The following is a 22,329-nucleotide window of genomic DNA, read 5'->3' on the forward strand; positions in this document are numbered from 1 at the left end:
TCGGTTCCGCCGACCAGCGTACGCCCGGGTTCCCCCCCGAGCGCATGCGGGTGCGTGTGGTGGGCATCTCAGTGCCCGTCAGGTGCAGGGTGACGGATGCGGGCGAGGAGAGTTAACCCGACGGAACGGCACACGGCAGCGACCGACACCGAGGGAAGGCGACGGAATGAGGGCAGCGGCACTGGTCACGGGTGCGGCGGCGGCGATGGCGGCGGTGCTGGCCGCCTCGGGCACGGCGGCGGCGGGCGGGCCCCGGCCGGGGGTGCTGGTGGAGGGCGGGCGTTTCGCGCCCCTGGCGGAGGGCGCCCCGGTGCCCGGGGCGGTGACCTACGACACGGAGCTGGTGCCGCCGGGCGCCCGGGCCGTGGTCGCGCAGCGGGTCGCGGGGGACGGGCGGATGTCGGTCGTTCTCGCCGTCCGCGGCCTGGTCCCCGGGCACACCTACGGCTCCCACGTGCACACGGACCCCTGCGGGGCCGACCCGGCCGACGCGGGTCCGCACTACCAGGACGTGGCCGGGGAGGCGACGCCGCGGAACGAGATCTGGCTGGACGTGACGGCGGACGAACACGGCCGGGGCTGGGCCGCCGTCACCCAGGACTGGGTCTTCCGCCCCGGGGAGGCCGGGGCGTTGGTCCTCCACGAGCACGCCACCTCCGACGGCCACCACGGCACGACCCCCGGCGACGCGGGCGACCGCGCGGCCTGCCTGACCGTCCCCTTCCTGGGGGGCCCGGCGGCGGGCTAGCCGTCGCCCCACCCGGGGGGCCGGGTACCCTGGGGGCGTTCGAAGGGGAGTAGCTCTTCGCCGGAACGTCGACATACTGGCCCGCCGCCGCCCGCAGGGGCGGCGGTCGGCCCGGCGCCCGGGGCGGACGGTGCGGCTGGCGCGGGAACGCGCGGCGCGGCCGTTCGTAGCGAGACCTTCGGCCCGCAGTGTCGTTCACCGACGCTGCCGTGCCGAAGCTCTGCGCGCTCGCTCCCGCGGACCGGCGGCACGGCGGCGCCGACCGTCAAGGAGCTTTCGTGTTCAGCGTCACCACCGCCGCCGTCACCTTCGGCGTGATCTTTCTCGCCGAGCTGCCCGACAAGACCGCGCTGGCCGGTCTCGTGCTGGGCACCCGCTACCGCGCCTCCTACGTCTTCGCGGGCGTCGCCGCGGCGTTCGCCGTGCACGTGGCCCTCGCGGTCGCGGCCGGCAGCGTGCTGACCCTGCTGCCGCAGCGGCCCCTGCGGGCGGTGGTGGCGGCGATGTTCGTGGCCGGGGCCCTGCTGCTGCTGCGCGAAGCGCGCAAGCAGGGGGAGGCGGGGCAGGAGGAGGTGCCCACGCCCGGGGGGACCTCGTTCTGGAAGGTCGCGGGGAGCGGGTTCTCGCTGATCCTGGTCGCGGAGTTCGGGGACCTGACCCAGATCATGACCGCGAACCTCGCCGCCCGCTACGACGACCCGCTCTCCGTGGCGGTGGGCGCGGCGCTGGCCCTGTGGGCCGTCGCGGGCCTGGGCATCGTCGGCGGTCGCGCCCTGATGCGCCGCGTCCCCCTCCGCCTGATCACCCGGGTCGCGGCGGCCCTGATGCTCGCGCTGGCGGCCTTCAGCGCGTACGAGGCGATCACGGGCTGAGTCGCGCCCCCGCGCGGGGGCGCGCCCGTGAAGCGCGGGGCGCGCTGCGGAGTAGCGCCGCGGGCGACGAACGCCTCCGGCGCGGCGGGCGCTTCGGAACGTCCGGCGGGCTCCGGAGCGCCCGCGGCGCGGCAACGGCCTGGGAACGTCCGTCGGGGCGCCTCAAAGCGTCCGGCGCGGGAGGCGAACATCTTGGGCGCGGCGCGGGGGACGCGGCCCGGCGTGGGCCTCAGCGCGGCAGCCCAGGAGGCGTCCCGGCGCGAGCTTCGCCACGCCCTGCGCGCGCAGGGACCGCGCGGGGCGCGTGGTGGAGCAGCGGCCCCGGCGGCGGATGCCTCCGGCGCGGCGTGTGCGGCGCGCTCCTTCGAGGAGCAGCGCGGGCTGCGGGCCCGCACTGGGCCCGCGCGGCGCATGCCTGAGGCACGCGCCCGGCAACGTCCGGCGCGGGCCCAGGGCCGTGCCGGTAGCGCCGCAGGCAGTCGCAGCCAGTGACTCCGCCCGTCGGGCCGGTCGGGGAGGCGGGCGGAGCCACTTTGTTTGGGTACGATACAAAAGCGGGGGGCGGGGCGCCAGCCCTCAGGGGCGGCGGGGTGCCTCCGCCGTCGAGCCGCCCAGTTCCGCGCCGAGGGTGTGGACCAGCTCGGCCAGGTCGCGCGGGCGGTCCGGGCCCCACCAGTCGCCCAGCAGCTCGGCCAGGGCGTTCTCCCGCGCCGCGGCCAGTCGCGCGGCCACCTCCCGGCCCGGCGCGGTGGGGGACAGCGCGCGCCCGGGGCGTTCCACCAGGCCCCGTTCCGTGAGCTGCCGCGTCGCCGCCTCGATCACGGCAGGCTCCACGCCCACCCGCGCGGCCAGCGGCTCCGGGTCCACCGCGCCGTCGCGGCAGGCCCGCAGCAGCAGCCAGCTCGCCGCCGGCAGCAGGTCCGCGCCCGCCTCGCTGCCGATCCGGGCGTAGAGGTCGCGCCGCCCGGCCCGCGTGCCCAGGACCGACAGCGCCCGCGCGCACTCCTCGCAGGAGCTGCGCGCCACCGGCGTCGGCGGCACCGCCTCGCCCACGTCCGCCGCGCCGCGCACGCTGCCGCGTAGCGGGTCCTCGCGCAGTGCCCAGGCCAGCAGGTGGGCGAGGACCACCACGGGCACGGCGTACAGGAAGACGTCCGTGATCGCCGTGGAGTAGGAGCCGAGCACCCGCTCGCGCACCGCGCCCGGGAGTTCGCCGATGCCGCGCGGGTCGTGCAGCAGCGAGTCCGGCGTCACCCCCGGCGGCAGCGGCGCCCCGCGCAGCGCGTCCCGCAGCAGGTCCTCCAGTCGGCCGGTGAAGGCCGTTCCCAGCACCGCCACGCCGAAGGCCGCGCCGATGGAGCGGAAGAACGTCACGCCCGAGGTGGCCACGCCCAGGTTCGCGTAGCCCACGGCGTTCTGGACGGCCAGCACCAGCACCTGGAGGACCAGGCCGATGCCCAGGCCGAAGACGGCGAACGTCAGGCTCATCTCGGCGTCGCCGCTGCGGGCGTCGAGCCGGTGCAGCAGGAGCAGGCCCAGCGCGGTGACGGCCGTCCCGGCGACGGGGTAGAGCTTCCAGCGGCCGGTGCGGCTGATCAGCTGGCCCGAGAGCGTGGAGGTCAGCAGCAGGCCCAGCACCATCGGCAGCAGGTGCACCCCGGAGAGGGTGGGGGAGATGCCGTGCACGACCTGGAGGAACGTCGGCAGGTAGGTCATCGCGCCGAACATTGCGAAGCCGACGACGAACGCGATGCCGCAGCAGACGCTGAAGGTCCGCACCGCGAACAGGCCCAGCGGGAGCACGGGTTCGGCCGCGCGCCGCTCCACCAGGACGAACGCGCCCAGGCAGGCGGCGGCCAGGACCGCGAGGGCGGCGATCTGCCAGGAGCCCCAGGCCCAGGTGGTGCCGCCGAGCGAGGCGATGACCACCAGCGCGGCGGCCACGGCCGCGATCAGGACGGTGCCGGCGTAGTCGATCCGGTGGCGCCGCCGGGGCGCGGGGATGTGCAGCGCCGTCGCGATGACGGCCAACGCCACGGCGCCGACGGGGAGGTTGACGTAGAAGACCCAGCGCCAGGAGAGGTGGTCGGTGAACAGGCCGCCCAGCACCGGCCCGAGCACGCTCGTGGCGCCGAACACCGCACCGAACAGGCCCTGGTAACGGCCGCGGCTGCGCGGCGGGACCAGGTCTCCGACGATCGCCATGGACAGCACGATCAGGCCGCCGCCGCCCAGGCCCTGGAGGAAGCGGAAGCCGATCAGCTCGGGCATGTTCCGCGCCAGGCCGCACAGCGCCGAGCCGGCCAGGAAGATGAGAATCGCCACCTGGAAGAGGCGTTTGCGGCCCCACTGGTCGCCGAGCTTGCCCCACAGCGGGGTGCCGGCCGTGGAGGCGAGCAGGTAGGCGGTGACCACCCAGGAGAGGTGGTTCAGGCCGCCCAGGTCGCTGACGATGGTCGGCAGCGCGGTGGCCACGATCGTCTGGTCCAGGGCCGCCAGGAACAGCCCGAGCAGCAGCGCGCCGAGCGAGAGCCACAGGGTGCCGCGGGCGTCCGGGGCCGGGCGGCCGGCGTCGCCGGGCGGGCCGGGTCGGGCCGTCACGGGCGCCTCCTCGCGGGGTGGGCGGGCCGGGCGTTCCGGCGGGGGCCGAGGGGGCGGCCTCCCTCTGTCATTTTGTCCTGTTTCGCCGCGCCCGGCTTGTTGAGCAGAATGTCAGCACCGCTCGTACGGGTGGGGCATAATCGCTGCGAATCGACCGGGAGGAGGGCCGGATTGACCGACCAGCCTGAGTGTCTGATCTGCGGTCGTCCGGCTCTGCCCGGCGGCGACCCCTCCTGCGACTGCCTCACCCACTTCCTCTCCCGGCCCGTCCGCCCGCCCGAGTACGGCCCCGATCCGGCCGATGTCGCGCGTTTCCCGCTGGAGGCCCACGCCCTCCCCGGCCCCTCCGGCGCCCCGCCCGCCCCCGCCTGGGCCCGCGGCGCCGAGGACGGCGGCGCCGAGGACGGCGGCGGGAGTTACGGGGACAGGGGCCACGGCGGCGAGGACCGCGCGGGCCACGGCGCCCCGCACGACGGTGCCGAGGACCGCGGCGGCGACTACTCCGGCGGCGAGGAGCCCGGCGCCGGGGGCCCGGGCGGCACGGCCCCCGAGGCGGCCCCCCTGCACGGCTCCTACCGGGCCCCGCACCGGCCGCCCGCCTCGCACCGCAAGCCGCGCGGCCGTACCCGGATCGCGGTCGCGGCCGGCGGCGCCGTCGCCGCCATGGTCGGCTCCGCCGCGCTGGCCGCCTCCCTGCTGTCCGGGCAGTACGGCCGCATCGACGAGATACCGCCCGACGACGACCGCGACGACCCCAGCCACGCCCTCCCCGACGAGCTCCCGCCCGCTCCCGAGGACGGCGAGACGCCCAACACCGCCGACACCGGGCCGCGCGAGGCCATCCCCACCCCGGGGGCCGACGAGGAGGCCCCGGAGGGCTCCGGCCCCCCGCCCGAGGAGTCCGCCTCCCCGCCGGCCGACGTCCTCCAGAACGGCGGCGCGCCCACCGGGCCCGGCGCACCCGAGGGCAGCGGACGGCCCGCCCCCTCCACGACGCCCCCCACCCCCTCGGACGGGCCCACTCCGCCGGGCGGCGAGCCAGGGAACCCGTCGCCGAGCCGGCCGGGCGGCGAGGACCCCGACCCGGGCGGCGGGCGCCCTGAGCTGCGCGAGGGCGACCGCGGCCCCGAGGTGGCCGAACTCCAGCGGCGCCTGCGCCAGTTGAGATGGGTCTACACCGGCCCGGTCACCGGCGTCTACGACCGGGGGACGGCCGAGGCCGTGACGCGCTTTCAGATCGCCTACGGCGTGGAGGGCGACCCGGAGGGCGTCTACGGCCCGCCGACCCGCGCGGCCCTGGAGAACCACACCACGGACCCCCCCGAGGACTGACCCGCGCGCCGCCGCGCGCCCCAACCCGCCCCCGGCGCAGGCGGGTCACAGTAGTCCGTGCACGCGGGTAGCAGGGCCCTGGCCGAAGCATTAGCATCACCGCCCAAAGGTGTCGCACGGATGACAACGCGGCGAAAGCGCGCCGGGCCGTCCGGGCGGCACCCCCCGCCGCTGAGGGTGCCCCCGGGTTCCGCGGCGCGTGGAGCTCCGGCCGGTCGCCGCCCTCGCCCCGTGCGGGAGCGGGCAGCCGTCCGGTCGTTCCGCCACCGCGCGCCGCCGGGGGCCCGGGCCCGCCGCCGAGCCGCGCGGCCGGGCAGCGTCCGCGCCGCGCGCTGCCCGCGCCACCGGCCGCCGGTGCGCACGGCAGGACGCACGGAACCGCACGGCACACCGCAGGGCACCGCACGGCAAGAGGACAGCGTGACAGGCAAGCAGAGCAGACGGCGCGAGAGCGCCGCCCGGCCCGCCGGGGCACCCCCGGAGAACGCGACCCCGCGCCCGGCCCGCAAGGGCCGCAGACTCGCGCGGACCCGCCGCGGCAGCATCCGGCTGTCCCTGATCCTCCTCGTGGTCATCCCCGTGTGCGCGATGACCGCGCTCTCGGCGGTCGGCTCCGTCTACTTCTACGGCCAGTGGCGCCAACTCGTGGAAACCGAGGAGGACTTCCTCACCTCCTCCGCGGTCACCCAGCCGCTGCGCGAATCCCTCCAGGCCGAACGGCACGCCGCCCTCACGTGGATGGCCACGGGCGGCGACCGTGCCGCCCTGGTCTCGGCGCGCCAGCGCACGGACGAGCTCGTCGCCGCCTACCGCGCCGCCCGCCTGGACCGCGTATGGGCCCGCGTCCCCGCCTTCGCCCCCGTCCACGACGTGATGGAGAGCCGCCTCGCCGAACTCGACAGCACTCGCGCCGCCACCGACGACGGCAGCGCCGGACGGGCCGAGGTCTACGACCAGTACACCGCGGTCATCACCGCCGACATCGGCCTCCTGCAGCCCATGGTCCGCCACGTGGACGGCAGCGGCGACCTCAACGAGGGCGTCTTCGACCTGATATCCATGGCCCAGGTCGCCGAGTTCATCTCCCGCGAACGCGCGTTGCTCACGGCCGCCACCGCCTCGCGGACGATGACCGCCGCCGAGCGCGACGCCCTCACCTCCGCCGTCGCCTCCCGCGACCAGGTGCTCGGCGAGGTCACCCCCGAACTCCCCGCCGACCAGCGGATGCGCCTGACGCGGATCTTCGGCGGCGACGACGGCGAGGCGCTGGCCGCGGCCGAGCGCGTGGTGATCTGGGAGAGCCGCCCCGAGGAACTGCCCGCGGGCGGGCTGACCGAGGACACGGCACTCGACGTCCCCGTGCTCACCAACGCCCAACTGCGCGCCCCCGGCGCCGTCGAGGGCGCGTTCGCCCAGGAGTACCTCGTCCACATCGCCGCCCTGCTCGACCTCAGCGGCCGGGAGGCCGAGCAGGCCCGCACCGGCTTCCTGACCGCCGCCGCCATCGGCCTGGCCGGCATCCTCGGCTGCGGCATCGTCACCTATCGCATCACCCGCTCGCTGATGCTGCGCATGTCCAGCCTCCGCCGCGCCACCCTGGAGCTGGCCCGCGAGCGCCTGCCCGACCTCATCGCCCGGCTGCGCCGCGGCGACCCCGTGCCCGAGGGCGGCGGCCTGCCCACCCTGGACTACGGCACCGACGAACTCGGCCGCGTGGCCCAGGCGTTCGACTCCGCGCAGCGCACGGCCGTCGCCGTCGCGCTGGAGCAGGCCGAGCTGCGCGAGGGTGCCCGCCGGATGTTCCTCAACATGTCCCGCCGCATGCAGGTCCTCCTGCACCGCCAGCTCACCGTCATCGACGGCATGGAGCACAAGGCCACCGACCCCGAGGACCTCGCCGACCTCTACGCCGTCGACCACCTCGCCACCCGCATGCGGCGCAACGCCGAGAGCCTGACCATCCTCAGCGGCGCCGCGCCCGGCCGCCGCTGGCGCGCCGCCGTCGCGCTCACCGACGTGCTGCGCAGCGCCGTCTCCGAGGTCGAGAACTACAGCCGCGTCGTGGTCGAGGCCGGCGAGGACGCCGCGGTCGTCGGCCCGGCCGTCGCGGACACGGTGCACCTGCTGGCCGAACTCATCGAGAACGGCACCGGGTTCTCGCCGCCGAACACCGAGGTCCACGTCCGCCTCGTGCCCGTCGCGCAGGGCATGGCCGTGGAGGTCGAGGACCGGGGGCTCGGCATGCCGGCCGAGGAGCTGCGGGCCGCCAACGAACTCCTCGCCCACCCGCCCGAGTTCAGCGTCGCAACCCTGGGCGAGGACCCGCGCCTGGGCCTCATCGTGGTCAGCCACCTGGCCGCCCGCCACGACATCACCGTCACGCTGCGCCCCTCCTCCTACAAGGGCGTCCTCGCCGTCGTCCTGCTCCCCAAGGAGATCCTCGACGCCGTCGGCGCCGCGCCGCTGTCCTCCGCCGACTCCTCGCGCACCGCCCGCCACCTGGCCGCCGTCCCACGCGCCGGCTCCGGCCCGCGCCACGCCGCCCCCGCGGCGCTCCCCGCCCAGCCGACCGGACCCCTGGCGTTCCCCACCCGCCCACGCGAGGACGTTCACCGCAACGGCAACGGCAACGGCAACGGCAACGGCCACCGTCCCGGCGGCGTTCCGCACGGCGAGCCCTACGGCCGTCCGAACGCCGAGCCGCGCGCCGGGGCGTTCGCCCCGCCCGAGGCCGGCCCCCGGGCCCGCCTTCAGCCCGGCCCCCCGGCGCCGTACGCCGCCCCGAACGGCGGCCCGGCAGGGGGCGTTCCCCGCCCCCCGGCCCCGCGCGCCGCCCCGGGAACGCCCGGCGCGCCCGGCGGTGCCCCCGGCCGCTCCGGACGCCTGCCGCGCCGCGTGCGGATGACGCACCTCGCGCCCCAGCTCCGCGACGCCGCCCCGGCCGCCGAGGAGCCCGAGGAGTCGGCCGACCGGGCGGCGGCGCAGGCCCGCTCGGTCCTCACCGCGCTCCAGCGCGGCACCCGCAGGGCGCTGGCCGAGCCGCCGGAGCCCGCCCCGGGGCGCGCCCCCGGGAACGCCCCCCTGCCCCAGAGAAGGAACGCGGGCGCGGACCCCGCGTACCCCACGCACGAGGAGAACCGATGACGGCCACCCACACCGGCGACAGCGGACTGACCTGGCTGCTTGACGGGCTGGTGGACCAGACCCCCGAGACCCGGCACGCCCTGGTCCTCTCCGAGGACGGCCTGCTGCTGGGCTGCTCCTCCTCGCTGCCCCGGGAGGACGCCGAGCAGCTCTCCGCCATCGCCTCCGGCCTGCAGTCCCTCGCGCAGGGCACCAGCCGCCACTTCTCCGGCGGCCCCGTGCGCCAGACCATGATCGAGATGGCCGACCTGTTCCTCTTCGTCACCGCCGCCGGCAGCGGCGCGCGGCTGGCCGTGCTCGCCTCCTCCGCCGTGGACGTCGGGTCCATCGCCTACGAGATGAACATGCTGGTGCGGCAGGTCGGGTCGTTCCTCACCGCGGCCCCCCGCTTCCCCCGGGTGCAGGGCGCTACCGCCGCCCCGGTCGGTGAACCTGGATGATCACGCACTGGTCCGAGGGCTCCTGGTCCGGGGAGCAGAGCGGGCCGATGATCCGGCCGTACGCGATCACCCGCGGTCGCACCCGCCCCGGACGCAACGACATCGACCTCATCTCCCTCGTCACCACCGTCCGCCTGCCCGAGCAGGGCGCCCGGCTCCAGCCCGAACAGCTACGGGCGCTGCGGCTGTGCCGCACGCCCACGGCCGTGGTCGAGGTCGCCGCGCACCTCGCCCTGCCCGTCAGCGTCGTCCGCATCCTCCTCGCCGACCTCCTCGACCAGGGGCTGATCGGCCTGTCCTCGCCCGACGCGTCCACCACCAGGGACGTCCACTTCCTCCAGGCAGTGATCGATGGCATCAGAAATCTCTAGCCGCGCCGCCGGCCGGCCGGCCCCCAGCCCGCACGCGAGGACCGGCAAGATCGTGATAGCCGGCGGCTTCGGCGTCGGCAAGACCACCATGGTCGGCTCCATCAGCGAGATAGCCCCCCTCAGTACCGAGGAGTTGATCACCGCCCCCGGCGCGGACGCGGACGGCCTGGCCGGCATCGAGGGCAAGACCACCACGACCGTGGCCATGGACTTCGGGCGGATCACCTTCGACTCCGACGTGGTCATCTACCTCTTCGGGACGCCCGGCCAGAACCGCTTCTGGTTCATGTGGGACGACCTCTCGCGCGGCGCGCTGGGCGCGGTCGTCCTGGTCGACACGCGCCGCCTGGACGTCAGCTTCGCGGCGGTGGACTACTTCGAGCACCGCGGCATCCCGTTCATCGTCGCGGTCAACTGCTTCGAGGGCGTCCAGCACGAGGCGGTGGAGGAGATCTCCGCCGCCCTCGACCTGCCGCCCGGCACGCCCGTCCTGCTGTGCGACGCGCGGCAGCGCGGCTCGACGCGGCGGGTGCTGCTGGCGTTGCTGGAGCACGTCATGGACGTCGTCGCCTGAGGGCCTCGCTTGGGGCCGCCGCGGGCTACGGGTCGAAGCGGACCGGGGCGTCGAAGGCCGCGCGGCGGGTGGCCCGGCGCAGGGCGCGCAGGACGCTGCCGCCGAACGCCAGCACCAGCGCCGTCGTCAGCACCGCGCGCGGGAGGTCCCAGCCCAGGGAGGTCGCCAGCACGTAGGCGAGGTAGCGGCCCAGGTTCTCGGCCAGGGGGTCGCCCGGCACGAAGGAGATCCCGGTGCCAAGACCCGCGATGTAGGGCCAGCCCTGGAGGTTCATCACCAGGCCGTACAGCACCGAGGACACCGCCCCGTACGCCGCCAGCATGGCCAGCTCGCCCCGGCCGCGCAGGGCGTCCGCGCCCGGGAGCAGCCCGGCGCCCATCGTCAGCCAGCCCATCGTCAGCATCTGGAACGGCATCCACGGCCCGACGCCGCCGGTCAGCAGCGCGGAGGCGAACATCGTCACCGAGCCGAGCGCGAACCCGAAGCCGGGCCCCAGCACCCGCCCCGCCAGCACCATCAGGAAGAACATCGGCTGGAGCCCCGCCGTCCCCGCGCCGAGCGGACGCAGCGCGGCGCCCGCCGCCGCCAGCACGCCCAGCATGGCCACCGCCTTGGCGTCCATCCCGCCGTCCGCGAGGGTCGCGGCGACCACGGCGAGCAGCATCGGCAGCAGCAGCGCGAACAGCCAGGGCGCGTCCGCGGAGTGGGCCAGACCGGAGTCCGTGCCGGCCAGCAGCGGCCAGCCGAACGCCACCACGCCGGTCGCCGAGACCAGCGCCAGCGCGGCGGCGGCCCGGGGCCCGAGCCGCACGGGGCGCGCCTGCCGGGTGTCGTCGGCGTCCCCGGCCCTCACGCCGCGCCCCCGGCGCTCAGCGCGGCTCGCACCTGCGGCACCGTCAGCCAGACCGCGGGCGCCAGGACCTTCGCCACCTGCGGCGCGAAGGACGGCGAGGCAGTGACCACCTCGGCGGTCGGGCCGTCCGCGACCACCTCGCCGTCCGCCAGAACGACCGTCCTGAGGGCGAGTTCGGCGGCCAGCTCCACGTCGTGCGTGGCCAGCAGCACGCAGTGCCCCTCGCCCGCCAGCTCACGCAGCAGGCCGATCAGGCGGGCCTTGGCCGCGTAGTCCAGGCCCCGGGTCGGCTCGTCCAGCAGCAGCGCCGGCGGCGCGGCGGTCAGGATCACGGCCAGCGCGAGCGCGAGGCGCTGCCCCTCGGACAGGTCGCGCGGGTGCGCGCCGGGGCGCACGCCGGGCAGCAGCCGCCCGGCCAGCTCCGCGCACCGGCCGGGCGCCGCGCCCGCGTCCTCGTCGGCGGCGGCGCACTCGGCCGCCACGGTCTCCGCGAACAGCAGGTCGCGCGGGTCCTGCGGCACCAGGCCCGCGTGCCGCAGCAGCTCCCGGGGCGCGGTCCGGTGGGGCGCGAGGCCGCCCACGGCCGCGCTGCCCGCGGCGGGGGCGTGCAGGCCGACGAGGGTGCGCAGCAGCGTGGACTTGCCCGCGCCGTTGCGGCCCATCAGGGCCACGGTCTCCCCGGCCCCGACAGCGAGGGTGACCCCGCGCAGCACCTCGCTGCGGCCCCGGCGCACGGCCAGCCCGCGGACCTCCACGAGCGGGGCGCCGGCGCCTGCCGCGCTCCGCCTGCCGCCCCCCTCCGGGGCCGGCCGCCGGGCCCCGAGCGCCCACCGGCGCCGCTGCCGGGGAAGGCCGCGGGCCGCGGCCCCGCCCTCGGTTCCGTCCTCGCCCGCGCTCGAACGGCCGCCCGCAGGAAGGACGTTGACCCTCACCGCGGCGGGAGCCCCCGGCCCGGGGGCCTCGGGCAGGCGTTCCCGCAGGCTCTCCGCCCGGCGCCGCGCGTCCCGGACGGAGAGGGGGAGCGGGTCCCAGCCCGCCAGGCGGCCGAGCGCGACCACCGGGGGGCGGACGGGGGAGCGGGCCATCATCGCGGCGGGGGTGCCGAGTTCGGGCGCGGCGCCCGGGGCCGGGAGCAGCAGGACCCGGTCCGCGTACTGAACGACCCGCTCCAGCCGGTGCTCGGCCATCAGCACCGTCGTTCCCAGGTCGTGGACCAGCCGCATCAGCACCGCGAGCACCTCCTCGGCGCCGCCCGGGTCGAGGGCGGAGGTCGGCTCGTCCAGCACCAGCACGCGCGGGTGCGGGGTGAGCACCGAGCCGATGGCCACCCGCTGCTGCTGGCCGCCGGAGAGGGAGGCGATGGACCGCTCGCGCAGCTCGGCCAGCCCCATCAGGTCCAGCGTCTCCTCCACCCGGCGGCGCATCACGGCCGGCGGCAGGCCCAGGGACTCCAGGCCGTAGGCCAGCTCCTCCTCCACCGTGTCGGTGACGAAGTGCGCCAGCGGGTCCTGCCCGACCGTACCGACCACGTCCGCGAGGTCGCGCGGCGGGTGCGTGCGGGTGTCGCGGCCCGCCACCTCCACCCGCCCGCGCAGGGTGCCGCCGGTGAAGTGGGGCACCAGCCCGGAGACCGTGCCCAGCAGAGTCGACTTGCCGACTCCCGAGGGGCCGACCACCAGGCACAGCTCACCCTCGGGCACGGTCAGGTCGACCGGCCCCAGGGCCGGGCCCGGCGCTTCGGGGTAGGTGACCGACATCCGCGAGAAACGAATCACCGCCTGCTCCGCTCCGGCCGTCGCGGCCTCGTCGATTCCGTGGGCGGGCCCGGGGCGTTCTCCGGCTCCCGCGCGTCCTCCCGGGCCTCCGCCTCCTCCGGGCGCGGCGCGACCAGCGCGGGCAGCAGGCCCAGCAGGATCGCCGCAGCCACCGGGAGCGGGAACGCGGGCGCCGTCAGCGGCACCACCGGCGGGTTGAGGGCGTCCGGGTCCGCGCCCGCCGCCCAGCCCGTCAGCACCGCCACCCCCGCGCCCGAGCCCGCCACCAGCCAGGCCCGCACGCCCCAACGGTCGGGCCGGTATCGCGTACGCGGGCTGCGCCGCCCGCCCAGCCACAGCCCGCCCAGCGCCGCGCCGAGCCCGGCCAGCAGCAGCGGCAGCGCGAACGCCGCCCCCTCCGCCGCCAGCAGCCCGTAGGAGCCGGCGCACACCCCGAGCAGACCGCCCAGCGTCAGGCCCGTGGTCAGCCGCCGCACCGGCGGGGCAACGTCCGCGGTCCTGCCGTAGCCGCGCGCGTCCATCGCCGCGGCGAGCGAGACCGCGCGTTCCAGCGCCCCTTCGAGCACCGGCCTGGCCACCGCCAGCAGCGCCCGCAGGCCCCGGTCCTCCCGGCCGCGCAGCCGCCGCATGTCGCGGGTGCGCACCAGGTCGGCCACCAGGCGCGGCGCGAAGGTCATCGCCACGACGACCGCCACGCCCATCTCGTACAGCGCGCCCGGCAGCGACTTCAGCAGCCGGGCCGGGTTGGCCAGGGAGTTGGCGGCGCCGAGGCAGATCAGCAGTGTGGCCAGCTTCGCGCCGTCGAAGAAGGCGAACGCCAGCGCCTCGGCCGTCACCTGCCCGCCCAGACGCACGCCCTGCGACCACTCGGGCAGCGGCACCTCGGGGAGCGTGAACAGCACCCGGGTGCCGCCGATGGGCGAGCCGAGCGCCACGGCGAAGACGACGCGGATCGCGATCACCACGGCGCCCAGCACGAGGAAGAAGCGGAAGGCGTGCGCCCAGGGCGCGTCCGTGCGGCGGGCGGCGACCACGTACCCCGCGACCGCGACGATCAGGCCGAGCAGCAGCGGGTTGGCGGTGCGCGAGGCGGCGGCGGCCAGGCCCAGGGCCCACAGCCACCAGGCGCCCGCGTGCAGGGCGTTGGCGCGGCTGGCCGTCGGCGCGCGCAGGCGCCCGCGCCGGGGCGCGCGCGTTCCGTCGGCCGCCGTCGTCACCGTGTTCCCCGCCCGCTCAGCCGCGCCGCCGGCGGGCCCGCAGCGCGGCGGCGACGGCCAGGGCCACGACCGTGCCCACGCCCGCGAGCACGGCCACGCCCGAGCCGCCGCCGTCGCCGCTGTCGTTCCCCGCCCCGGTTCCTGCCTCGTCCGCCTCGGGGTCGCCGCCGTCCGCGAGCTGGTCGGCGCAGCCGCGCTCCGGGTACCCGGCTATGGCGCACAGCAGCGCGTCGGAGCTGTAGCGCAGCGGGCCCGCCGTCTCGGCCAGGGCCATCGCGGCGGTCGAGCCGTCCTCCAGGCGGGCGCACTCGGTCCGGGGCCCGGGCGGGGTGGCGCCGCCGGGCGCGTCCGCCTCGGTGCCGAAGTCGATCACCAGCGCCACGCGCGTGCGGTCGCTCCGCTCCCCGTCCGCGCCGCAGATGGCGGCGAAGGTGTGCTCCCCGCGCGGCACATCCGTGTCCGTCGACTCCGTGCTGACGGCGAAGCGGAACCCCAGCAGGTCCCCGTCCGAGGCCCGCAGCGTCCCGGGGCCCTGGGTGGCGTAGGTCCAGCGGCCCTCGCCCTCGTCCCAGGTCCAGAACGACCAGTACCGGTACCCCTGATCCTCGGCCCGTGCGACCCCGCCCAGGCCGCCGAGCACCAGCCACCCGGCGACGAGCGCGGCGCCCCAACGCCGGGCGTCCCGCGCCGGGTGGGCGCGTGCCGGGTGGGCGCGTGCCGCCGGGCCACCGGGTGCGGGGGCGCGGCCGGGCACGGCAGCGGCGATGCGGGGCTGCGCGGTGCGCGGGGCCCCGGCCGCCGCCGCCTCGGCCGGCATCCCCGAACCGGACGACGCGCGGGCGCGCGGCCCGGTGCGGTCCCGTGCCCCCGGGCCGGCGGGCTGCTCCCCGGGGCGGAGGTCCGACCGGACCGGCGTCAGCGCCCGGGCGAAGGCGGGGAGACTCACGCGCCCGTGGGCTTCCGGGACCGGCGCAGCACCAGGGCCACGCCCAGGGCGATGCCGATCGCCAGGCCCAGCGCGATCACCCAGACCACGGGGCTGAGGCCGCCGTCGTCCTCGCCGTCCGCCGCGCCCGCGCCGCCGGAGGCGTCGTCCGGGGATTCGTCGGGGGCGGGGCCGAGCCGGTTGAGGGCGGCGGTCAGGTCCTCGCCGCCGAAGTCCCCGGGGTCCAGGCCGCCCGCGTGCGCGGCCAGCACGAGCAGGCTGAGCGCGGTCGGGTCCTCCTGGTACCCGGTCCACTCGCCGTGGTGGTCGCGCAGCCAGCCCAGCGGGCCCTGCCACGCCTCGCGGTGCCCGCCGGCGGCCAGGGCGAGCACGGCCCGCGCGGTCGCGGAGAAGTCCGGCTGCTCCTCGCCCCCGGGCGGGGCGGAGACCAGGTGCTGCTCGCCGTCGGCCAGCAGCCCGGCCAGGTAGGCCGCGCCCGCGGAGGCGGACGCGGCCCGCGGGGAACCGGGGGTCTCCGTGGCCCCGGGCTCGCCGGACTCCGTGGGCGTCTCCTCCGCCCCGCCGTCGGCTTCGCTGTCCGTGTCGCCGTCCGCGTCGCCGGTGTCGCCGCAGTCCAGCGGCGCGACGGGCGCGGCCGGGGCGTCCGGGGCGACGAGGAAGCCGCTGCCGTAGGAGGCGAGCACCGCGTCCGCCGAGGCCAGCGGGTTCGCGGCCAGCGCCCCGTCCGCCGCCTCGTCGGGCTGCCAGGCGAACGCCCCGCGCTCCGTCTCCTGCGGCGCGTCGCAGCCGAGCTGGAAGGAGTCCAGCGCGTCGTAGGGGGAACGCTGCCCGCGCCGCACCTCGGCCGGGTCCTGCCCGGCGGCCAGGAAGGCGCCCACCACGACGGAGGTGGAGTTCGCGTCCGAGGCGTTGCCCGGGCTGTAGCCCCAGCCGCCGTCCTCGTTCTGCACGCCCGTCAGCCAGCGCAGCGCGCCGGAGACCGCCTCCTCGTGGCCGCCGGTCGCGGAGAGCGCCTGCACGGCGAGCGCGGTGGCGTTGGAGTCGGCCGCCGTCACGTCCTCGCAGGGCTGGGCCGGGTCGGCGCGGTGGGGCAGGAAGGAGCCGTCCTCGCACTGCTGCGCCAGCAGCCACTCCACGGCCGCCGAGGCGGGGGTGTACCCGGCGGCGCTCTGCGCCAGCAGCGCGAAGGACTGGCGGAAGACGCCGTCGTAGGTCGGATCCCCCTCCCCGAACAGGGCGTCCTGCGCCTCTTCCGTCTGCGCCGTGGACGGCGCGGTGGCCGGCAAGGCCGCCGCCGCGCTGGGGAGCGCGGCCGTTGCCAGCAGGGCCGCGGCGGCGGCCAGTGCGGCGAGGGAGCGCCCCCCGCCGGGTCTGCGGCCCGGGGCCGGGCGCGTGCGTGGGCGGGCGGGGGAATGGGTCACGGGGCTGCCTTTCGCTGTGCTGGCCGCCGGGCACGGCGGACGGCCGCGACGCGGCAACGCGCGCGGGCGACACCGGGCTCAGCGCCGTATTCCTCGACGGTGCCGGCCGGGCCCGCCCGGGAGGGGGGCGCGCGGCCGGGGGCCAGTGCGCCCCGCGGGCGGGCATTCCGGCTCGCGGGCGCCGCGCGCTCCCACGGGGCGCGGCGGGGGCCGCTCACGGCTGCGGGTCAGCGCCGGATTCGCACCGGCTTTCCCCGCCTGCGGGTGAACTGTTCCGGGTCACTCTATCGGCCGTGCCCCCGCCAGGAGCCCGCAGGCCGTCTCGATGTCCGTGTGGGCCTGGGCCAGCGAGATCCCGCCCGAGAGCCAGTACAGGAGCGTGGAGTGCCAGGTGTGCTGGATGACGCGGATGGCGCTGAGGTGGCGCGCCGCCTCCTCCTCCGGCAGCCCGGTGGCGTCCATCAGCAGGGTGGCCGTCAGCCGCGAGACGCCCGCCACCTCCTCGCCCACCGAGGCGTCCGCGAACAGCAGGGCCCGCATCATCGCCTCGGCCAGCCGGGGCTCGCGCTGGTGCGCGCGGAAGGCGCGTTTCAGCGTGCGCACCACCCGGTCGGCCGGCTGATGCTCGGTCAACGGCCGCTCCCGCAGCGTCGCGTGGAGCTGCTCCAACTGGTCGTGCAGAACGGCCACCAGCAGGTGGATCTTGGAGGGGAAGTAGCGGTAGAGCGTGCCCAGGGCCACCCCGGCGGACTCGGCCACCTCGCGCATCTGCACCGCGTCGAAGCCGCCCTCCGCCGCCAGCCGGGTGCTCGCGTCCAGGATGCGCCGGCGCCGGGCCCGCTGCCGCGCCGTCCGGGCGGGCTGCGCGACGGCGGGCGTGGCCCGGTCGGCCGATCGGGTGGTCATGGTCGGACTCCGGTGCCTGAGGCTGAAATGCGTCGCAGTTTACTTGCAGATTTACTCATCGTGCCCGCGTGGTGATAATCACCTGGTCCGGCTCATTCCCGCTGGCCGTAGGGGCGTTATGGTCGGTACCCGTGAGTAGCCACTGACAGTAGGGAGCGGGCGTGGCGGCTGAGGCTGGTGTGGATCGCCCCCTGAGGATCGCGCTGCTCAGCTACAAGGGAGACCCCTTCTGCGGCGGCCAGGGCGTCTACGTACGCCACCTCTCCCGCGAGCTGGCCCGCCTCGGCCACAGCGTCGAGGTCATCGGCGCCCAGCCCTACCCGGTCGTCGACGAGGGCGTCACGCTCACCGAGCTGCCCAGCCTCGACCTCTACCGCCAGCCCGACCCGTTCCGCACCCCGCGCCGCGAGGAGTACCGGGACTGGATCGACGTGCTGGAGGTCGCCACCATGTGGACCGGCGGCTTCCCCGAGCCGCTGACGTTCTCCCTGCGCGCCCGCCGCGCCCTGGCCGAGCGCCGCGCGGCCTTCGACGTCGTCCACGACAACCAGACCCTCGGCTGGGGCCTGCTGGGCGTCGAGCGGCTCGGCCTGCCGCTGGTGACCACGATCCACCACCCCATCACCGTGGACCGCCGCCTCGCCCTGGAGGCCGCCGAGAGCGCCAAGCGCCGCTACTCGGTGCGCCGCTGGTACGGCTTCACCCGCATGCAGAAACGTGTCGCCCGGCGGCTGCCCCGCGTCCTGACCGTCTCCACCGCCTCCCGCGCCGAGATCGTCCGGGACTTCGCCGTCCCCGCCGACCGCGTCCACGTCGTGCCCATCGGCGCCGACACCCGCGTCTTCCACCCCGATCCGGCCACCCCACGCGTCCCCGGCCGCATCGTCACCACCTCCAGCTCCGACGCCCCCCTCAAGGGCCTGGTCCACCTCGTCGAGGCGCTGGCCAAGGTCCGCACCGAGCACCCCGGCGCCCACCTCGTCGTCGTCGGCAACCGCCCCGTCCAGGGCCCGGTCGCCGAGGCGCTGGAGCGCTTCGGGCTCGGCGCGGCCGTCGAGTTCGTCAAGGGCATCAGCGACGCCGAGCTGGCCGCCCTCGTCCGCGGCGCCCAGATCGCCTGCGTCCCCTCCCTCTACGAGGGCTTCTGCCTCCCCGCCGCCGAGGCCATGGCCGCCGGCACCCCCCTGGTCGCCACCACCGGCGGCGCCATCCCCGAGGTCACCGGCCCCGACGGCGAGACCTGCCTGGCCGTTCCCCCCGGCGACGCCGGCGCCCTGGCCGCCGCCCTCACCCGCCTCCTCGCCGACGAGGACCTGCGCACCCGCATCGCCGCCGCGGGCCGCGACCGCGTCCTGCGCCATTTCACCTGGGAGCAGGCCGCCCGCTCCACCGCCGAGCACTACCGTTACGCCGTGGCCGCCCGCCGCACCCGCGGCGCCGCGCCCGGCCGGACCGGCGGCCCCGCGTGACCGGCGCCGCCCCGCCCGACCGCACGACCCGCAACACCTGCAAGGAACGAAGGAGCTGACCGCGTGCTGACCGTGGACTTCACCCGCTTCCCGCTCGCGCCCGGGGACCGCGTCCTGGACCTCGGCTGCGGCGCGGGACGGCACGCGTTCGAGTGCTACCGGCGCGGCGCCCACGTCGTCGCGCTGGACCGCGACGGCGAGGAGGTCCGCCAGGTCGCCGGCTGGCTGGCCGCCATGAAGGAGGCCGGCGAGGCACCCGCCGGGGCCGGCGCGATCGCCGTCGAGGGCGACGCCCTCGCCCTGCCGTTCCCCGACGACTCCTTCGACGCGCTCATCGTCTCCGAGATCATGGAGCACGTCCCTGACGACAAGGGCCTGCTCGCCGAGGCCGTCCGCGTCCTGCGCCCCGGCGGCCGGATCGCCGTCACCGTCCCGCGCTACGGCCCCGAACGCGTCTGCTGGGCCCTCTCCGACGCCTACCACGAGGTGGAGGGCGGCCACATCCGCATCTACCGCGGCGACCAGCTCCTGGACCGCATCCGGGAGGCGGGCCTGCGTCCCTACGGCACCCACCACGCCCACGCCCTGCACTCGCCCTACTGGTGGCTCAAGTGCGCCTTCGGCGTGGACAACGACAAGGCCCTGCCCGTGCGCGCCTACCACAAGCTGCTGGTCTGGGACATCACCAAGCGCCCGCTGGCCACCCGCGCCGCCGAACGCCTCCTCGATCCCGTCATCGGCAAGAGCTTCGTCGCCTACGCGACCAAGCCCCGCGCCGCCGGCCCGGCCCTGGAGCGTGCGTGACCAGCCCCGAGCGCACCGAGCGGCTCGGCCTGCCCGGGGTCCTGACCGCCGCCGAGGCCGCCGCCACCGCCGCGGCCATCGCCTCCGTCCAGCGCACCGACGGCGCCATCCCGTGGTTCCGCGGCCACCACCTCGACCCCTGGGACCACGTCGAGGCCGCCATGGCCCTGGACATCGCCGGCGAGCACGAGCGGGCCGCCGCCGCCTACGACTGGCTCGCCCGCAACCAGAACCCCGACGGCTCCTGGTACGCCGCCTACGCCGACGGCGACCCCGGCCGCCCCACCGACCTGGGCAAGGAGAGCAACTTCTGCGCCTACCCGGCCGTCGGCGTCCTCCACCACTACCTGGCCACCGGCGACGAGCTGTTCCGCCGCCGCATGTGGCCCGTCGTCGCCTCCGCCACCGAGTTCGTCCTCGGCCTCCAGCAGGACGGCGGCCAGCTCGGCTGGCGCCGCGACCCCGACGGCACCCCCGTCCCCGACGCCCTCCTCACCGGCTCCGCCTCCTGCTACCAGGCCCTGCGCTGCGCCCTGGCCCTGGCCGAGCTGGAACGCGCCCCCCAGCCCGACTGGGAGCTGGCCGCCGGGCGCCTGGGCCACGCCGTGCGCCGCCACCCCGAGCGTTTCCTGGACAAGTCCGAGTACTCGATGGACTGGTACTACCCGGTCCTGGCCGGCGCCGTCCGCGGCCCCGCCGCCACCGCCCGCCTCGCCCAGCGCTGGGACGAGTTCGTGGTCCCGGATCTTGGCGTGCGCTGCGTGCTCAGCCGCCCCTGGGTCACCGGCGGCGAGAGCGCCGAGCTGGCCCTGGCCCTGTGGACGGCCGGGGACCCCGACCGCGCCGTGGACATCCTGCGCTGGATCGGCCACCTGCGCGCCGAGGGCGGCATGTACTGGACCGGCTACGTCTACCCCGACGACGCGCTGTGGCCCGGCGAGCTGACCACCTGGACCGCCGGCGCCGTCCTGCTGGCCGTCGCCGCCCTCACCGGCCACGAGCCCACCCAGGCCGTCTTCGCCGGGGACCGCCTGCCGCGCGGCCTGGACCCGGACTGCTGCCGGGTCGCCCGCGGCTGAGCCCGCTCCCTGCCCGGACCCTGCCCGGAAACGGCGAACGGCGGTGGTGACCCCTCCCGGGGCCGGCCACCGCCGTTCGCCGTTCTTCGCGTGCTGCCCGGCGCGGATCAGCCGCGCTGGATGCCCGAGGTGTCCTGGAGCACGCCGCGCCGCCCGTCCTGGGTCTGCGCCACCAGGGCCTGGCCGCGCTGCTCCACCGCCAGGTACCAGGTGCCCGGCGCCAGCTCGGCCACCGGGGTCGGCGAGCCGTCCTCGCCGTACAGCGGGCGGGCCGCCGGGACGGCGAACCAGAACGGCTGGAAGTTCGGGTCCGTGCCGGTGGAACCCGCGGCCGGCGCGGCCGGGGCCATCTGCGTCGGCTGGTAGGCGGCGGGGGCGCCCGGCTGCTGGCCGCTGGGGTAGCCGTACCCGCCCGGCTGCTGGCCGTAGGGCGGGTTCACGCCCTTGTTCGCGCCGCCGCTCGTGGTGGTCAGCGGGACCTGGAGCGGCGGGAGGATCGGGGTCAGCGCCGCGGCGGCGGCCAGCAGCAGCGTGGCGAGGAGGCCCAGGATCAGGCCGACGCCCGTGTCGGCGCCGCTGGGGCCGCCGATCATCGTCCACAGCACGGCCCACAGCGCGGTGACGCTCAGCGCGATACCCCACTGGTTCAGCCGCAGGCCCAGGAACTCCCGGTCGGGCTGGGGCAGGAAGCGGCTCGCGATGATCAGCCCGGCGCCGATGATCCCGGAGAGGAAGACCGAGGGCAGAATCGGGAAGAGCTCGGACTCCCAGGCGTTCACGCCGTCCGAGCCGCCGCCGAACTCGCCGTAATCGACGGTGTACACGTCGAGGAAAGAGAAGATGAAGAGCAGGACCGCTGCTCCGATCACTACTGCGTCACCTCGGGAGAGCGAGCGGTTGTTCACGTCAGATCCTTCGTCGTTCTCGTCGTCATGGTCTGGTCAGACACGGGCGCGCCCCATCGTACGGATGAAGCCTTGGGGCGGGGGCGCGGGTCGGCGTTACTGTTTCGCACGCGACACGCTTGTGATGCGGCCGTGACCTTGTGCGGAAGGCGCGGGGCCGTTCGCTCAGCAGCCCGGCCCGGTCCGTCGGAGCACCCGCAGCGAACGGCACTCGGACTCCGGCGCGAACGCCCCGCTCTCCACGGCCCGCCGCCACACCCGGAACGGCGCCTGGCCGCCCTCGGCCGGGTCGGGGAAGACGTCGTGGATCACCAGCAGCCCGCCCTCGGCGAGCCGCGGCACCCAGCTCTCGTAGTCGCCCGTGGCGTGCTCGTCCGTGTGCCCGCCGTCGATGAACACCAGCCCGAACCGCCCGCCGCCGCCCCCGCCCAGCGCCGCCGCGGCCACGGGGGAACGCCCGACGACCGCGATCACGTGGTCCTCCAGGCCGGCCCGGGCGAGCGTCCCGCGGAAGAAGGGCAGCGTGTCCAGCCGCCCGGCCGGGTCCTCCGGGTCGGCCAGCTCCGGGTCGTGGTACTCCCACCCGGCCTGCTGCTCCTCGCTGCCGCGGTGGTGGTCCACGGTCACCACGACCGTTCCCGCCCGGCGCGCCGCGTCGGCGAGCAGGATCGTGGAACGGCCGCAGTAGCTGCCGATCTCCAGCAGCGGCAGCCCCAGCCCGGCCGCCGCCCCGGTGGCCGCGTCGTACAGGGCGCGGCCCTCGTCGGGCGGCATGAAGCCCCTCGCCGCCTCGAAGGCGGCGAAAACCTCGGCCACGTCGTTGCTCAAGCGTCCCCCTGGGGTACCCGGTGCGTCGCCCCATGCTGCACCAC

19 protein-coding genes are annotated in these 22,329 nt (G+C 76.8%); 10 read left to right on the forward strand and 9 right to left on the reverse strand.

The genetic code is table 11. The annotated features are described in order from the left end of the window. The first annotated feature begins 166 nt into the window (after nucleotides 1-166). Both RM780_RS03730 and RM780_RS03735 read left to right on the forward strand, forming a co-directional pair. Nucleotides 167-748 carry a superoxide dismutase family protein gene (locus tag RM780_RS03730; RefSeq protein WP_311628997.1) on the forward strand — a complete coding sequence of 194 codons (582 nt, stop codon included), beginning with the start codon at nucleotides 167-169 and terminating at the stop codon, nucleotides 746-748. A 278-nt stretch (nucleotides 749-1,026) separates the two neighbouring features. Next, complete coding sequence (locus tag RM780_RS03735; protein WP_311628998.1) at nucleotides 1,027-1,620, forward strand: TMEM165/GDT1 family protein; 594 nt, start codon at nucleotides 1,027-1,029, stop codon at nucleotides 1,618-1,620. Between the two features lie 576 nt (nucleotides 1,621-2,196). On the opposite strand, the gene RM780_RS03740 is transcribed toward RM780_RS03735, so the two are convergent. Further along, nucleotides 2,197-4,221, reverse strand: a complete 2,025-nt coding sequence (locus tag RM780_RS03740) for an MDR family MFS transporter (protein ID WP_394812879.1) — start codon at nucleotides 4,219-4,221, stop codon at nucleotides 2,197-2,199. Between the two features lie 171 nt (nucleotides 4,222-4,392). Between RM780_RS03740 and RM780_RS03745 the strand changes: the two genes are divergently transcribed. The 5 genes from RM780_RS03745 (at nucleotide 4,393) to RM780_RS03765 (ending at nucleotide 10,082) form a co-directional block, all read left to right on the forward strand. Further along, complete coding sequence (locus RM780_RS03745) at nucleotides 4,393-5,553, forward strand: peptidoglycan-binding domain-containing protein (protein ID WP_311628999.1); 1,161 nt, start codon at nucleotides 4,393-4,395, stop codon at nucleotides 5,551-5,553. A gap of 420 nt (nucleotides 5,554-5,973) precedes the next feature. Continuing rightward, entirely contained in the window at nucleotides 5,974-8,697 is a 2,724-nt protein-coding gene (locus RM780_RS03750) for a sensor histidine kinase (protein ID WP_311629000.1), read from the forward strand. Further along, a complete protein-coding gene (locus tag RM780_RS03755) occupies nucleotides 8,694-9,137 on the forward strand; it encodes a roadblock/LC7 domain-containing protein (protein WP_311629001.1) in 444 nt (147 codons plus the stop codon). Before RM780_RS03750 ends, RM780_RS03755 begins: the two co-directional genes overlap by 4 nt. After that, nucleotides 9,134-9,508 carry a DUF742 domain-containing protein gene (locus RM780_RS03760; RefSeq protein WP_311629002.1) on the forward strand — a complete coding sequence of 125 codons (375 nt, stop codon included), beginning with the start codon at nucleotides 9,134-9,136 and terminating at the stop codon, nucleotides 9,506-9,508. Before RM780_RS03755 ends, RM780_RS03760 begins: the two co-directional genes overlap by 4 nt. Continuing rightward, the gene (locus tag RM780_RS03765) at nucleotides 9,489-10,082 is read left to right on the forward strand and encodes a GTP-binding protein (RefSeq protein ID WP_311629003.1); all 594 of its coding nucleotides are present in this window, start codon (nucleotides 9,489-9,491) and stop codon (nucleotides 10,080-10,082) included. The genes RM780_RS03760 and RM780_RS03765 overlap by 20 nt, the downstream gene beginning before the upstream one ends. Nucleotides 10,083-10,107: 25 nt before the next feature. On the opposite strand, the gene RM780_RS03770 is transcribed toward RM780_RS03765, so the two are convergent. From RM780_RS03770 to RM780_RS03795, 6 genes are all read right to left on the reverse strand, one after another. Beyond that, on the reverse strand, nucleotides 10,108-10,935 hold the full coding sequence (locus RM780_RS03770; RefSeq protein ID WP_311629004.1) for an ECF transporter S component: 828 nt from the start codon (nucleotides 10,933-10,935) through the stop codon (nucleotides 10,108-10,110). After that, nucleotides 10,932-12,710, reverse strand: coding sequence for an ABC transporter ATP-binding protein (locus RM780_RS03775; protein WP_311629005.1), 1,779 nt, complete (start codon nucleotides 12,708-12,710; stop codon nucleotides 10,932-10,934). The genes RM780_RS03770 and RM780_RS03775 overlap by 4 nt, the downstream gene beginning before the upstream one ends. Further along, nucleotides 12,707-13,927, reverse strand: a complete 1,221-nt coding sequence (locus RM780_RS03780; RefSeq protein WP_311629006.1) for an energy-coupling factor transporter transmembrane component T — start codon at nucleotides 13,925-13,927, stop codon at nucleotides 12,707-12,709. The genes RM780_RS03775 and RM780_RS03780 overlap by 4 nt, the downstream gene beginning before the upstream one ends. Nucleotides 13,928-13,943: 16 nt before the next feature. Beyond that, on the reverse strand, nucleotides 13,944-14,744 hold the full coding sequence (locus RM780_RS03785; protein WP_311629007.1) for an SCO2322 family protein: 801 nt from the start codon (nucleotides 14,742-14,744) through the stop codon (nucleotides 13,944-13,946). A 125-nt stretch (nucleotides 14,745-14,869) separates the two neighbouring features. Then, the gene (locus RM780_RS03790; RefSeq protein WP_311629008.1) at nucleotides 14,870-16,294 is read right to left on the reverse strand and encodes a prenyltransferase/squalene oxidase repeat-containing protein; all 1,425 of its coding nucleotides are present in this window, start codon (nucleotides 16,292-16,294) and stop codon (nucleotides 14,870-14,872) included. Nucleotides 16,295-16,573: 279 nt separating this feature from the next. Continuing rightward, the gene (locus RM780_RS03795; protein ID WP_311629009.1) at nucleotides 16,574-17,200 is read right to left on the reverse strand and encodes a TetR family transcriptional regulator; all 627 of its coding nucleotides are present in this window, start codon (nucleotides 17,198-17,200) and stop codon (nucleotides 16,574-16,576) included. Nucleotides 17,201-17,379: 179 nt separating this feature from the next. Here RM780_RS03795 and RM780_RS03800 point away from each other — a divergent pair, with 179 nt between their 5' ends. The 3 genes from RM780_RS03800 (at nucleotide 17,380) to RM780_RS03810 (ending at nucleotide 20,552) form a co-directional block, all read left to right on the forward strand. Further along, complete coding sequence (locus RM780_RS03800; protein ID WP_311629010.1) at nucleotides 17,380-18,669, forward strand: glycosyltransferase family 4 protein; 1,290 nt, start codon at nucleotides 17,380-17,382, stop codon at nucleotides 18,667-18,669. Nucleotides 18,670-18,732: 63 nt separating this feature from the next. Next, complete coding sequence (locus RM780_RS03805; protein WP_311629011.1) at nucleotides 18,733-19,473, forward strand: class I SAM-dependent methyltransferase; 741 nt, start codon at nucleotides 18,733-18,735, stop codon at nucleotides 19,471-19,473. Next, nucleotides 19,470-20,552: a prenyltransferase/squalene oxidase repeat-containing protein gene (locus RM780_RS03810; protein ID WP_311629012.1), complete on the forward strand. Its 1,083-nt coding sequence runs from the start codon at nucleotides 19,470-19,472 to the stop codon at nucleotides 20,550-20,552. The genes RM780_RS03805 and RM780_RS03810 overlap by 4 nt, the downstream gene beginning before the upstream one ends. A 107-nt stretch (nucleotides 20,553-20,659) precedes the next feature. Here the strand turns inward: RM780_RS03810 and RM780_RS03815 are convergent, their stop codons facing one another. After that, complete coding sequence (locus RM780_RS03815) at nucleotides 20,660-21,457, reverse strand: DUF5336 domain-containing protein (protein WP_311629013.1); 798 nt, start codon at nucleotides 21,455-21,457, stop codon at nucleotides 20,660-20,662. Nucleotides 21,458-21,622: 165 nt separating this feature from the next. Continuing rightward, a complete protein-coding gene (locus RM780_RS03820; protein ID WP_311629181.1) occupies nucleotides 21,623-22,231 on the reverse strand; it encodes a class I SAM-dependent methyltransferase in 609 nt (202 codons plus the stop codon). Between the last annotated feature and the right edge of the window lie 98 nt (nucleotides 22,232-22,329).

The sequence above is a fragment of the Streptomyces boetiae genome (genome assembly GCF_031845405.1).
In the GTDB taxonomy this organism is placed as follows: domain Bacteria; phylum Actinomycetota; class Actinomycetes; order Streptomycetales; family Streptomycetaceae; genus Streptomyces; species Streptomyces boetiae.

Bases quoted from the DNA above. Each gene is read 5' to 3' on its own strand.
- RM780_RS03730 (WP_311628997.1), top strand. From the start codon at position 167: ATGAGGGCAGCGGCACTGGTCACGGGTGCGGCGGCGGCGATGGCGGCG.
- RM780_RS03755 (WP_311629001.1), top strand. From the start codon at position 8,694: ATGACGGCCACCCACACCGGCGACAGCGGACTGACCTGGCTGCTTGAC.
- RM780_RS03760 (WP_311629002.1), top strand. From the start codon at position 9,134: ATGATCACGCACTGGTCCGAGGGCTCCTGGTCCGGGGAGCAGAGCGGG.
- RM780_RS03765 (WP_311629003.1), top strand. From the start codon at position 9,489: ATGGCATCAGAAATCTCTAGCCGCGCCGCCGGCCGGCCGGCCCCCAGC.
- RM780_RS03785 (WP_311629007.1), bottom strand. From the start codon at position 14,744: ATGCCGGCCGAGGCGGCGGCGGCCGGGGCCCCGCGCACCGCGCAGCCC.
- RM780_RS03795 (WP_311629009.1), bottom strand. From the start codon at position 17,200: ATGACCACCCGATCGGCCGACCGGGCCACGCCCGCCGTCGCGCAGCCC.
- RM780_RS03820 (WP_311629181.1), bottom strand. From the start codon at position 22,231: ATGCCGCCCGACGAGGGCCGCGCCCTGTACGACGCGGCCACCGGGGCG.